Raw genomic sequence first — 12,694 nt, 5'->3', positions numbered from 1 at the left:
ATTTGTACGTAATTATAGAGTTTTTAAAGCAAACTTTATAAGTTGTTCAACTGTTAAATCTCCACTATTTTTATTGATCTCCTGATCCAATACCTTCTCTGCAGCATTACGTGCAAAGCCAAGCATAATAAGCGCAGAGAGCGCCTCGTCCTTAACTGTTTTGCTTACAGGCACAACGGTTAAAGTATCAGGACCTTCTTTACGTAACTTATCTTGCAGCTCCAATATAATACGCTGTGCCGATTTGGGACCTATGCCTTTAATACGTTGTATTAAAGCAACATTGCCGCTAACAATAGCTGCTTGTATTTCGGCAGGGGTAATTGATGATAACATCATTCGCCCCGTATTAGGTCCTATGCCGGATATGGATACCAGGTGTAAGAACAAGCGACGCTCACCGTCATCTGCAAAACCATATAAAGTGAGCGCATCCTCTTTTACGTACTGCCAGATAAATAGTTTACAATTTTCTACTTCACCTAACCTTGAATATGTATTTAACGATATATTAATGTGATAACCAATACCTCCGGCATCTATTACAACATGCGAAGGACTTTTGAATACCAGTTTACCACTAATATAATCGTACATAATATTATTTATTTTATTTAATGTGGGGTTAAGGTATCAAGTAGCTAGTATCAAGTATCAACACTTTTGAAAATGTTATTTATAAAACAAATGCAGCGGTCTTGATACTTGATACTAACTACTTGATACTATTTATTTACTTGCCTTTTGGTTTGCTGGCTTCGGCTTTTGCCTGGGCATCAACAACCGCTATGGTAATCATATTTACAATTTCACGAACCGAACTACCCAGTTGTAATACGTGTACCGGTTTTTTCAGTCCCAATAATATAGGTCCAACAGCTTCGGCACCACCAATTTCCTGCAATAGCTTGTAAGCTATATTACCCGATTCCAGGTTAGGGAATATCAGCGTATTAGCCGGTTTTCCGTTTAAGGTTGAAAATGGGAAATTATCAGCCAACAAATCGGAGTTCAGGGCAAAGTTGGCCTGCATATCGCCGTCAACTACCATATCCGGACATTGTTTGTGCAGCAATTTTACTGTTTCCCTTGTTTTTTCGGGAATAGGGCCATCATTTGAGCCAAAGTTAGAATAGGATAATACAGCCACTCTTGGACTGATATTAAACTGTTTAACAGATCGTTCTATCAGCACGGTAATATCTACCAGTTCCTGTACGGTTGGGTTTTCGTTCACGGTAGTATCCCCAAAAAACACAGGGCCTTTTTGGGTGATCATCATATACATACCAGCTACCCGGTTCACACCATCTTCGGTACCGATGATTTGCAGAGCCGGTTTAATAGTAGGCACATAGTTTTTGGTTAGGCCCGATATCAAGGCATCGGCTCTGCCAAATTGTACCATGCAGGCTCCGTAATAGTTACGGTCACTCAGCATTTTGCGGGCTTCAAATAAAGTTACCCCTCTGCGTTGACGTTTTTGATACAGAAACTCCGCATACTCCTCCATGTTTTCACATTTCACACGTGGGTCAATAATCTGCACATCGCCAAGGTCAAGATCATTCTCGCGCATGATACGCCTGATCTTATCTTCGTTACCCAGCAATATCGGCGTAGCTATACCCTCTTCCTTTACAATCTGGGCCGATCTTAATATTTTATAATTATCAGCTTCGGCAAAAACTACACGCTTAGGATTTTGCTTAGCCTTATTGGTAAGATTACGCAGCAATTTATCATTAGTACCTAATCTTGAACGCAACTCTTCATAATAAGCCTCCCAATCGGTTATGGCTTTACGGGCAACACCCGACTCCATGGCTGCTTTGGCAACCGCGGCCGATACCTCAACAATAAGTCTTTGATCCATCGGCTTAGGAATGATATAGTCCCTTCCGAATTTAAGATTGGTAGTATTATAGGCCAGATTTACTGCTTCCGGAACCGGCTTTTTAGCCATCTCGGCAATAGCGTGTGTGGCGGCTATTTTCATAGCCTCGTTTATAGCAGTAGCTCGTACATCAAGCGCTCCTCTGAAAATGTAAGGAAAGCCTAATACGTTATTCACCTGGTTCGGAAAATCAGAACGACCGGTAGCCATAATGATATCATCGCGGGTTTGAACTGCCAGGTCATAGTCAACCTCAGGAACCGGGTTAGCCATAGCAAACACAATAGGCTTTTTAGCCATTGACTTCAGCATATCGGCATCAACTACATTAGCTGCAGAAAGGCCAACAAACACGTCAGCATTTTTCATAGCATCGGCCAATGATTTTATATCTGTACGGGTGGTAGCAAATTCTAGTCTGATGTCATCCAGATCGGTACGCTCAGGTGTCAGCAAACCATTGATATCAAACATCACCAGGTTTTCTTTTTTTACACCTAGTGAAAGATACATTTTGGTACACGATACGGCAGCCGCGCCGGCACCGTTAACCACCATTTTTATCTTATCCAGCTTTTTGCCCTGTATTTCGCAGGCATTCATTAAAGCCGCACCCGATATGATAGCGGTACCATGCTGGTCATCGTGCATCACCGGGATATTCATTTCGGCCTTCAACCTGCGCTCGATCTCGAAACAGGTTGGGGCAGATATATCTTCCAGGTTAACGCCGCCAAAGGTTGGTTCAAGCGCTTTTACTATAGTTACAAACTCGTCTACACTTTTAGCATTTACTTCCAGGTCAAACACGTCAATATCGGCATAGATCTTAAATAGCAGACCCTTTCCCTCCATTACTGGCTTGCTGGCTTCGGGGCCGATATTACCCAGGCCTAACACCGCGGTACCATTACTGATAACGGCTACCAGGTTACCCTTGGCGGTATATTTATATACATCTTCTACATTTTCTGCTATACGAAGACAAGGCTCGGCTACACCCGGCGAATACGCCATAGTGAGGTCGCGTTGTGAATTGGTTGGTTTGGTAGGTACTACCTGTATTTTTCCCGGACGACCTTGTGAGTGGTAGTTTAAGGCGTCCTGTTTACGGTTGTTCTTGTTCATTTTCTCAAAATTCAAGCGCTCAAAATTACAATTCTTTTTATGGTAACCCGAATAAAAAAGCCCGGCTTCGAAATACATCAAAACCGGGCCCCTCATATTCAGGTGTTTAAACTTTTTTCATTATCAATTTCATTTATCAGTACAGGTTTCTGCGTTCAAAGCTCTGCTTTAAATTATAAAACCTTCCTAGTATGCGTGCTAACTGCCGCACTGGTTGACGCATCGTCACCATTATTTACTTTAATGCTTACTCCAACCGGAGCTTTGTTGCTTTTCAAATGGTTCCAAACTTTCAAATCCTGTACTTCAACCCCGTATTTATCTGCAATAGAGGTCAGAGTTTCACCTTTTCGAACCCGATGACGCGTAGGCATTTTGCGTTCAGGTTTATTCTCTGCATAGGAAGCATAAGTTACTTTTGGTTCTGGGGCAACAGCATCACCACCATTCAGCACATTATATAAAACGGCATAATTTTCCTTAGGAACCTGCGGCAGTATCAATCTGCGCGGTGTTGCCGGTGAACCGTTAACTATTAATCTTTTGTAAGCCGGGTTTAATATAGCTAATTCATTGATGTTTACTTTCAGGGCTTGTGATATACTGCTTAGGGCAACATATTTTTTCACCATAACCGTATCTGTCTTTAGCGAAAAGTTACAAGCCTGCGGAACGATGTTATGCTTATTAAAATAATGCATTACATAATTCATGGCGATAAAAGCAGGTACGTATCCCCGGGTTTCAGTAGGCAGATATTGACGGGCGCTCCAAAAATCATTCGCTCCTGCTTTTTCAACAGCACGCTCTACATTACTTTTACCGCAATTGTAAGATGCTATAGCTAAAAGCCAATCTCCAAACTCCTGGTAGGCATCTTTTAAATAAGCTGCAGCAGCATAAGTTGCTTGTATAGGATCGCGGCGTTCGTCAACATAGCTATCCATATTTAAGCCATACAATTTGGCGGTAGTAAACATGAACTGCCACGGACCTGTTGCACCTACTCTTGATACCGCATTAGGATCAAGCTTTGATTCCACTATCGAAAGGAATTTTATCTCTTCGGGTATACCGGCATCGCGGAAAGCTTTTTCGTAAATAGGGAAATAATATTTAGATAGGCCTATCACCTGCCCCATCTCATCGCGGTTTTGCATGTACAGGTCTATATAAGTTTGTACATACTCATTATATTCCAACGGGATGTCTTTGCTGATAGAATCCAAGCGACGCTCATAAATGCCTCTTAACGGGCCGGGAGCCGTAGCTTGCACAACAACCTTTTTCAGGATAGTATCCTGTGCAATATTTGGCCATTGAAATGTTGATTTTGAAGAAGCGTTTGCGTAAACAATTTGCAGTAATAAAAAGCAGATGGTAAGCGTAAATAGTTTCTTCATTCTTTAGGGATTTAAATTAACCAAAGACTATAACCAACACCGGTTATTTTACTAAATTATTAATTTTTTTAAAGTTCAAGGAAATATTTTGAAAAATTCAATAGTTCCTGTTCGTTAAAATGCTTAGCAAGCAATTGTAAACCTAACGGCAAACCCTGGCTATTATTGCCAACAGGCAAGGAAATAGCTGGAACACCTGCTAACGATGCTTGTACGGTAAAAATATCAGAAAGATAGGTTACCACGGGGTCTTTTTCTTCTTTACCCAGAGCAAATGCAGGTTCCGGAGCTGTAGGTACCAATATAAAATCATACTCGTTTAATATCTGGTCGGTTTTTTCCCTGATCAGCCGGCGTACCTTCTGAGCTTTAGCATAATAGGCATCATAATAACCGGCACTCAGTACAAATGTACCCAGCATAATGCGGCGTTTTACTTCTTTGCCAAAACCTTCAGAGCGGGAGCGTTTATAAGTAGACTGCAGATCATCGGCCGATGGACTGCGGTACCCGTAATGAACCCCATCGTACCGGGCCAGGTTTGAAGAAGCTTCGGCCATGGCCAAAATATAATAAGCCGGTACCAGGTAGTCTAATTGTTCAAAGGCAATAGGTGTTACCGTATGACCATCTGCACGGAGTTTATCAATATATTTTACCAGCACATCTTTTACCTCGGCATCAACACCCGGACTCGAAATGGCTTCCTGTAGGTATGCTATCTTCTTTTTACCTGTTTTTTCGATATGGGCAGAAAACGCGGGTACTTCCTGCTGAGCCAGTGTGCTATCATAATCATCGGGACCGGCCATAACCTCCAACAATAAGGCGGCATCCTCAACCGACCTGGTGATAGGGCCAACCTGGTCAAATGACGAGGCAAAAGCAATAATACCATGCCTGGAAACACGACCATAAGTAGGCTTTAAACCAATAACACCACAAAATGAAGCGGGTTGCCTTACGGAGCCCCCGGTGTCGGTACCAATAGCTGCATGGCACATATTTGCCTGCACAGCCACTGCCGAACCGCCAGATGAGCCGCCGGAAACCCTAGTTTCGTCGGCCATGTTTTTTACCGGGCCAAAATAAGAGGTTTCATTAGCGCCGCCCATGGCAAACTCATCACAATTGCAGCGGCCAATAATAACCACATCTTCGGCCAGCAGGCGCTCAACAATGGTTGATGAATAAATAGAGGTGAAATCTTTTAATATTTTGGAAGAAGCACTTACCTGGTGCCCTTTGTAACAGATGTTATCTTTTATACCGATAACCATTCCGGCCAGTTTGCCGGCTGTACCATTTTTTATCCGGTTGTCAATGTTTTTTGCATTGATCAATGCTTCTTCTTCAAACACCTCGTTAAAGGCATTTAGATGAGCATTTTTTTTAATTTGATCAAGATAGTTCTTTACCAGTCCTTCAACGGTAATTTCCGCACGTTGCAACCCACTCCTTATTTCATTTAAAGAGGAATAAAATTTAGCCATGGGGCTAAAATAAAAAACTTATCTGTTGAAATACGAAATAATTCAACAGATAAGTTCATATGCAATAAACAAAAGTATCAGATTGTACCAAGTAACTAGTATCAACACAGCTGTATTTTATACCTCTGCAAGAATCATGATACTTGATACTAGCTACTTGATACTAATTCCAACTAAACTTTTGGTTTCTCTTCGCTGGTGCTTGTATTGCTTTCGCCGTTTTGCGCGTCTTTAAATTCTTTAACGCCTTTTCCTAAACCTCTCATTAGTTCAGGTATTTTTTTACCGCCAAACAATAAAAGTATTGCAATGATGATCAGAATGATTTCTGGTGCGCCTAATCCACCCATGATTTTTAAGTTTTATGTTATGTAAATATTATTATGACTTGTGTTATTCGTGTTCTGTTTTAACAGGATCTACGGTTGTTTTCTTGGTAAGGTCAATGTGCGTTTCTGCCACAGGCTCACTTTCATGGGTACTTACGTAAGTATCCGAGATAGGGATTGTATTGGGCACCGTATTTTCTACACCATGTATAGGGTGCTTCACTTCATTATCCTCCGCAGTAGTTGTGGTGGTGGTGTGTTCTGCAGTGTTTTCTTCAGCAATCGGAGTATCTTTTACTGTAGTTTCGGTTTTCTTTTCCTCGTAGTTGTTAATCTGATTGTTAATTTCACGTTTTACATCCTCAGATGCATCTTTAAAATCACGGATGCCTTTGCCTAAACCGCGTGCCAGCTCAGGTAGTTTATCACCTCCAAAAAGCATTAATGCTGCAAAAAGTATCAGTACCATCTCGCTCGTACCAATATTTAAAAATAAAAAAACTGAACTTAGCATAGCATTTAAATTAAGGTTACAAATATATACAATTAAAATTTCATAAAATCTCTAACTAATTAGTTTTCAATTAAAATTTCATAACTAATTAGTTAGGTGCCAGCCACGTTTTAGGGTTAGTTGGATCTTTCACTTTATAAACTTCAAAGTGAACTTCTGTTTCTCCCGTCGACGAATCTGTCGCCACTGTTCCTAATGTTTGCTTGGTACTCACCTTTTGTCCCCTGGCCACACTAACCGACCTTAAGTTGGCATATACGGTAAAATATTCCCCGTGAACTATCATCACCAGGTAAGTTCCGCTCACGTCAACCACTCTCACCACCGTACCATCAAATACAGCCCTTACTGAGCTTCCGGGGTTGGTTTTTATATCAATACCGGTGCTTTCACTTTTTATTCCCTCCGGCGTAGTATACATACCAAATCCCTGGGTTATCACACCGTTGGCAACCGGCCATGGCAAACGACCGCGGTTACCCAAAAAGTCATTTGACAACTTAGCAGCCTCCGGTGTCGCATTCAACACACTCGATTCGCTTCGTACCGCTGGCTTAGACGGAGCTACCGGAGCGGGCCTGTTTTCGGCTTTTGCTTTAGCTGCGGCTATTCTGGCGGCCTCTCTTGCTTCTGCCTCGGCCTTGCGCCTGGCTTCCTCAATTTCCCTGCGGATAGTTGAGGCAATTTCCCTGTTGGTTTTGGCAATTTTTGCCTGAACCTCGCGTTGCTGCTGTTTCAACTGCCCTTCATGTTGCGACAAATCGCTTACCACTTTTACCTGGTTATTCTTTTCTTTACCAAGCGTTTCCTTCTCCTTTTGTTGATCAGCCAGCAGATTGCTCTTTTCCTGCTTGTTTTTATCTAGCTCATTTATCTTTACATGCAGTTCTTTTTGGGTTCCCTGTATATAACCCGCCTGTCGCTCGCGGTAGGTACCAAACTGTTGTAAATATTTTAATCGTTTATAGGCTTGGTTAAAATCCCTCGAAGCAAAAATGAACATCAGCTTATTATAGGCACTTTGATTGCGATAAGCAAAAAGTATCATGGCTGCATATTCTTTTTTTAGCTGGTCGAGCTGATTTTGTAAACTATGTACGGTATTATTGCTCTCTGAGATTTGATTATCTAAATTTCTTACTTCCGAGTTGATGATATTTATTTTCTCTTCCCGCAGGTTTATTTGCGCTTTTAACAAACTCAGTTGTTTTAAAGTAGCTCTTTTATTTTGCGAGGTTTCCTGATAATCTTTATTCAGTTGCTCCAGCTCTTCTGATAATTTATCCCGTCTGCGTTTTAACTCCTGGCTGCTTTGAGCATGCACATCAACCGCTATAAATACCGCTATTATAAAAAATACTGCTTTTAAAAACTTCATCAAACAAACATAATTAATTATTTGGCCGGCTCGTAATTGGCGGGGATATTGAATGGATATTCCTGCTGTACGTCAAAGTCGGCCTTTGTATAATGCAAATTAACCTGTATTTTTTTATCTTTTACTACTGATGCGATATCTATTTGTGATGGCATAACCCGATTTGTTGCCTGGATAAAGCTATTGTTAGTCACCTGCAAAGATTGTCCTTCGTTTTGATTGGACAAATTTGTTTGTGTAACTTTCAGATCGGCGCCTAAAACCAGCTTATATAGCAAATCCTGTAAACTGCCGCTCAGGGTGGTATTTCCATCCGCATTGGTCAGCTCGGCTTTTTCGTTCAGCAATTCAGGCACGGCATTACCAATCAGTAACGACTCCAGTGTTTTATAGTTAACCTGGGTGCTGACATACTTATATACATAGCTAAATGGCTTACGTAAATACACTCCCTGCAAACGATTGATAAGCAATATACTGTCAGGTGTGATCAGTGCCCGGGCAGCTTCAACCCCCAAAATGGCGGTAATGGAAACCCAGATCCGTTTATCGCGCTCAATACGAATATTGAGGGTAACATCATTGCTGTTACCATTAATATTGAGCTTGGTTTTTGCTTTACCAGAAAAGGTATTGAAATTCACCTGCTTTGCTCTGATAGCATTTAACTTACTGCTCACTTTGTTATCAACAGACTTTGCCGATGAATCAGCCTTGCGAGCCACCAATACCTGTTTACGGGCTTTACAGCTTACCATAATCAGCAGGCAACACACTATTAATAACTTACTCGCTATATTTTTTCTCATTTATTTTACGGTCTAATAGCGGCGATTGACCGCCGTTATTTTTAGCTTTTTTCCAGTTTTCTACAGCTTCGTCTGTACTACCAAGGTAAAACAAAATATCACCATAGTGCTCATATTGAGCAGCGCTATTTGTTTTATCATGCGCCAGTGCCTTCAACATCCACACCTTTGCATCAGCATATTTTTTTTGCTTAAAAAGTACCCATGCGTATGTATCTTCAAAAGATGCAGTATTAGGCTGAAGCTCATTGGAACGAGCCGACATTTGTGCGGCCTTGTCCAGTTGCTCACTTCTTAACGATAAATAATAGGCATAATTGTTTAACGTATACGCATTATCCGGATTATAGCTTAACGCCTTATCATAAGCCTCGTCGGAGCTTTTGTTATCTTTTAAACTATGATAACAATCGCCCAATAACGAAAAACTCAGCGAAAGTAAATCCTTATCCTGAATTTCTAATGAAGTTGCATTTGTAGCATAATTAAGCGCTTTTTTATACTCCTTCTTCTGTGCAAAGGCCACACCCACCATATAGTTCATCCAACCCTGGTTAGGGAATAGCGAAAGCGCGTTTTCGCCATCTTTTATGGTAGCGTCTATATCATTTTCGCTCAATTCAACCCTTACCAGTTGCTCGTGTACCACATATACCTGCTCATTTAGCTGGATTGATTTTTTGTATGCAGCCCTAGCCTCTTTTAATTTGGTGTTTTGCAATAGCATATCGCCATAAATAGCATAAGCCTTGGCATCGGCAGGGTGTGCTATTGTTAAAAGACGGCTTAGTTCAAGCGCACTCGCCTTAGCATTAGGCTCAGGAAATTTTGGAAAGTACCCGCTAATGATATTTACTTTTTGGTCGATACTCACATCGGGATTTGCAAATGCCAGTATCAATTCATTAAAACAGGCATCGTTATTCTTTTTGTCGCGGTAAACATCAGCTAAAGCTAAATGCACCATCCCGTTATTATTGTCTTGCTTTTCGGCCTGCAACAGAACTTTCAAGGCCTTATCATTCAATCCGTTTGAGTTATAAATTTCGGCCAGTAAAAGGTAATAACGCATCTGGCCCGGATTATCCACAATAGCTTTCTCCAGTTCAGCGGCCGCCTGATCAATTTTACCTTGTTTTAAATAGATCTTTTGCCGGCTTGCCAAAATATCATCACTTGGGCCGTTAATCTTCTCCAGCTGATTATATACTTTAAGGGCATCATCATATCTTTTTAAAATAAGATAGGCATTGGCTTTATCAAAATAATAATCGGGTTTATCCGGATTGATCCTGATCAACTGATTAAATACATTCTCAAGCTTATCAATGGTATTGGTTTTTTCATAATCATCGGCAAGAGCCACCCAATACCATTCATTATCCGGACTAAGAGCTACTGCTTTTTCCAATAGCGGTCGCGCCCCGGCATAATCGTTCTGCTGCCGTTTCAGGTTAGCCAGTTCAAACATCGAAGCATCGTTGGTGGGGTCGGCTTGTAATATGCGTTCAAACATTTCACCTGCCCGTTTAGAATTTTCAATGGTTTTTTCGCGGATAGCCGAAAAGAAAAGCTGTTTCACCATCATGCTGTCGGCCTGGCTCATAGGCTTGGCTGGGGCAGACTTTTGGCCCTGCGCAGATCCAATGCTCAGAATAAGGATCAAAGACAAAAGAGAAAATACAGTGCCAAAGCGACCCATGCCACTCTTATTTACTGTATTGTTATATCTCCATTTCTTATTATACATATGCTTATCTTTTATCCTTGCTCCTTGTTCCAAAAATCCTTACCCCCCAAATTCTATTTAACAGCTGTATGACCAAAGCCACCTTCGCCCCGGGTGGTTTCATTTAACACCTCTACCTCATTCCAGTTTACGGTCTCATGCCGGGCAACTACCATTTGGGCAATCCGGTCGCCATTATTGATCTCAAATACCTCCGTCGAAAGGTTAATCAGCAGCACTTTGATCTCTCCGCGATAATCGGCATCAATGGTACCCGGTGAATTAACAATACCTATACCATGCTTAAACGCCAATCCGCTCCGTGGCCGTATCTGAGCTTCAAACCCAACAGGAAGTTCTATAAACAAACCGGTAGGAATAAGCTTACGCTCCATGGGGTTTAATCTTACTGATTCTTCAATATCTGCCCTTAAGTCCATACCTGCGGCATGAGCAGTTTCATATGCAGGTAAGCTATTTTTCGACTTATTAATTATCCTGATGGTCATCTCTTACTAAATATGGCCTTTAACTGTTTACGCTCTGCTATAAAAGCAGCTCCTGCATACAGGAACAACAATATATTACCTACAAATATATTACGTTTAAATGTGCTGAACGACAAATACACAAGTATTATTGATGATACGATATATATGACATTCTTTTTAAGATTGTAAGGTATAGGGTAGTGCTTTTGTCCCCATATGTACGACATGATCATCATACTGGCATAAGCAATCAATGAGATCCAGGCCGATGCCATATAACTATATTTAGGAATAAATATCACGTTGAGCACGATAGTCACTATAGCCCCTATCCCGGATATGTACAGGCCATATTTTGTCTGGTCAGACAGTTTGTACCAGATAGACAAATTGGTATAAATACCCAGGCTTACATAACCCAGCAACAAAGGCGGCACAACCGGCAAGCCAACCCAATAGTCGTGATTATTTACATAGTGTTTTAGTATCTGGATATTAGCTACAACACCCACAAACATGAGGCACATGGTTATCACAAAATAATCCATGATACGGGAGTAGGTTTGACCTGCATTTTTATTCTTGGCATGACTAAAAAAGAATGGCTCGGCCCCCATGCGAAAAGCCTGATTAAAAAGGCTTAGAAAAACGGATATACGTGCACAACCCGAATAAATACCTACCTCGCGCTCACTGATACTATCGGGCAGCAATTTTCCCAGTAAAATTTTATCAAAGTTTTCGTTAACAATATATGATAAACCTGCAATCATTACAGGCCAACTGTAGGTAAGCATATTTTTAAACATAACACCATCAAAACTTAGTTGCAGTTTCAGCAACTCAGGCAGTAACAGCAATAAGGTAATAAAGCTGGCCACCAGGTTTGATACAAATATGTAACCCACCCAGCCCATCGTAAACCATTGCTTACACCATACGGCACCAGGCATTTGGTGCTTAATGATATACGGGATTATCCAAATAAAAATGAGGTTGAGCGATACGGTAACTATGATATTGATAAGTTTAATACTACCGTATTTTATTGGCCGGCTGTCTGCCCGGAGTTTGGCAAATGGGATAGCGCACCAGGCGTCAATAACTAAAATACCTAAAAAATAACGGATATATAGTTCAAATTCCTGTTGTGAAGTGCCTTTACCAATTTTAATTAAACCCGCTATAGTATGCGTAAACGGAACGGTTAATATCAAAAAAACTATCGTTACCATAAATACAGCCCAAAAACTGTTATTGTAAACCTGTCTTTTATTATCAGGAAATTTATTCAGATACCTGAAAAAAGTAGTTTCCATTCCAAAAGACAGCACTGCCTGCAAAACAGAGGCATAACTAAACATGGTACTAAAAATACTATATACATTAGGATTGTATGCTTTTGTATAAAGCGGGGTAAGCAAAGCACCTAATAAACGCTGCACTATAGTAGTTACACCGTATATAGCCGTTTGCCCGGCAAATTTTTTAGCGGTTGACAATGTTGATGTTTGGGATGGTAG

The 12,694-nt window shown here is 41.0% G+C and carries 11 protein-coding genes; all 11 read right to left on the bottom strand.

Features of this window, described 5'->3' with window-relative positions; all coding sequences use genetic code 11:
• Positions 1 to 12: 12 nt before the first annotated feature.
• Positions 13 to 597: a Holliday junction branch migration protein RuvA gene (gene ruvA / locus G7092_RS19750; RefSeq protein WP_166091612.1), complete on the bottom strand. Its 585-nt coding sequence runs from the start codon at positions 595 to 597 to the stop codon at positions 13 to 15.
• Positions 598 to 733: 136 nt separating this feature from the next.
• Positions 734 to 3,025 (bottom strand): NADP-dependent malic enzyme, encoded by a 2,292-nt coding sequence (locus G7092_RS19745; RefSeq protein WP_166091610.1) that lies wholly within the window; start codon positions 3,023 to 3,025, stop codon positions 734 to 736.
• Between the two features lie 173 nt (positions 3,026 to 3,198).
• Positions 3,199 to 4,428, bottom strand: a complete 1,230-nt coding sequence (locus G7092_RS19740) for a lytic transglycosylase domain-containing protein (RefSeq protein ID WP_166091609.1) — start codon at positions 4,426 to 4,428, stop codon at positions 3,199 to 3,201.
• A gap of 68 nt (positions 4,429 to 4,496) precedes the next feature.
• The gene (gene gatA, locus G7092_RS19735) at positions 4,497 to 5,921 is read right to left on the bottom strand and encodes an Asp-tRNA(Asn)/Glu-tRNA(Gln) amidotransferase subunit GatA (protein ID WP_166091607.1); all 1,425 of its coding nucleotides are present in this window, start codon (positions 5,919 to 5,921) and stop codon (positions 4,497 to 4,499) included.
• Between the two features lie 173 nt (positions 5,922 to 6,094).
• Positions 6,095 to 6,271, bottom strand: coding sequence for a Sec-independent protein translocase subunit TatA/TatB (locus G7092_RS19730; protein ID WP_166091606.1), 177 nt, complete (start codon positions 6,269 to 6,271; stop codon positions 6,095 to 6,097).
• Between the two features lie 43 nt (positions 6,272 to 6,314).
• Positions 6,315 to 6,764 (bottom strand): Sec-independent protein translocase subunit TatA/TatB, encoded by a 450-nt coding sequence (locus G7092_RS19725; RefSeq protein ID WP_166091605.1) that lies wholly within the window; start codon positions 6,762 to 6,764, stop codon positions 6,315 to 6,317.
• Positions 6,765 to 6,852: 88 nt separating this feature from the next.
• Complete coding sequence (locus G7092_RS19720; protein ID WP_166091604.1) at positions 6,853 to 8,142, bottom strand: murein hydrolase activator EnvC family protein; 1,290 nt, start codon at positions 8,140 to 8,142, stop codon at positions 6,853 to 6,855.
• A 17-nt stretch (positions 8,143 to 8,159) separates the two neighbouring features.
• On the bottom strand, positions 8,160 to 8,951 hold the full coding sequence (gene lolB1 / locus G7092_RS19715) for a lipoprotein insertase outer membrane protein LolB1 (protein ID WP_166091603.1): 792 nt from the start codon (positions 8,949 to 8,951) through the stop codon (positions 8,160 to 8,162).
• Positions 8,929 to 10,701, bottom strand: a complete 1,773-nt coding sequence (locus G7092_RS19710) for a tetratricopeptide repeat protein (RefSeq protein ID WP_166091602.1) — start codon at positions 10,699 to 10,701, stop codon at positions 8,929 to 8,931. The genes lolB1 and G7092_RS19710 overlap by 23 nt, the downstream gene beginning before the upstream one ends.
• Before the next feature lie 53 nt (positions 10,702 to 10,754).
• Positions 10,755 to 11,189, bottom strand: coding sequence for a dUTP diphosphatase (gene dut, locus G7092_RS19705; protein WP_166091601.1), 435 nt, complete (start codon positions 11,187 to 11,189; stop codon positions 10,755 to 10,757).
• The gene (locus G7092_RS19700; RefSeq protein WP_166091600.1) at positions 11,186 to 12,673 is read right to left on the bottom strand and encodes an oligosaccharide flippase family protein; all 1,488 of its coding nucleotides are present in this window, start codon (positions 12,671 to 12,673) and stop codon (positions 11,186 to 11,188) included. Before G7092_RS19700 ends, dut begins: the two co-directional genes overlap by 4 nt.
• Between the last annotated feature and the right edge of the window lie 21 nt (positions 12,674 to 12,694).

Source organism: Mucilaginibacter inviolabilis, from assembly GCF_011089895.1.
GTDB classification, from domain to species: domain Bacteria; phylum Bacteroidota; class Bacteroidia; order Sphingobacteriales; family Sphingobacteriaceae; genus Mucilaginibacter; species Mucilaginibacter inviolabilis.
Note: the sequence above shows the minus strand (reverse complement) of the source record. Positions and strands in the feature narration are given on the sequence as shown.

Excerpts from the sequence above, each read along its gene's own strand:
- ruvA (WP_166091612.1), bottom strand. The coding sequence starts at position 597 with ATGTACGATTATATTAGTGGTAAACTGGTATTCAAAAGTCCTTCGCAT.
- G7092_RS19745 (WP_166091610.1), bottom strand. The coding sequence starts at position 3,025 with ATGAACAAGAACAACCGTAAACAGGACGCCTTAAACTACCACTCACAA.
- G7092_RS19740 (WP_166091609.1), bottom strand. The coding sequence starts at position 4,428 with ATGAAGAAACTATTTACGCTTACCATCTGCTTTTTATTACTGCAAATT.
- gatA (WP_166091607.1), bottom strand. The coding sequence starts at position 5,921 with ATGGCTAAATTTTATTCCTCTTTAAATGAAATAAGGAGTGGGTTGCAA.
- G7092_RS19730 (WP_166091606.1), bottom strand. The coding sequence starts at position 6,271 with ATGGGTGGATTAGGCGCACCAGAAATCATTCTGATCATCATTGCAATA.
- G7092_RS19725 (WP_166091605.1), bottom strand. The coding sequence starts at position 6,764 with ATGCTAAGTTCAGTTTTTTTATTTTTAAATATTGGTACGAGCGAGATG.
- G7092_RS19720 (WP_166091604.1), bottom strand. The coding sequence starts at position 8,142 with ATGAAGTTTTTAAAAGCAGTATTTTTTATAATAGCGGTATTTATAGCG.
- lolB1 (WP_166091603.1), bottom strand. The coding sequence starts at position 8,951 with ATGAGAAAAAATATAGCGAGTAAGTTATTAATAGTGTGTTGCCTGCTG.
- G7092_RS19710 (WP_166091602.1), bottom strand. The coding sequence starts at position 10,701 with ATGTATAATAAGAAATGGAGATATAACAATACAGTAAATAAGAGTGGC.
- dut (WP_166091601.1), bottom strand. The coding sequence starts at position 11,189 with ATGACCATCAGGATAATTAATAAGTCGAAAAATAGCTTACCTGCATAT.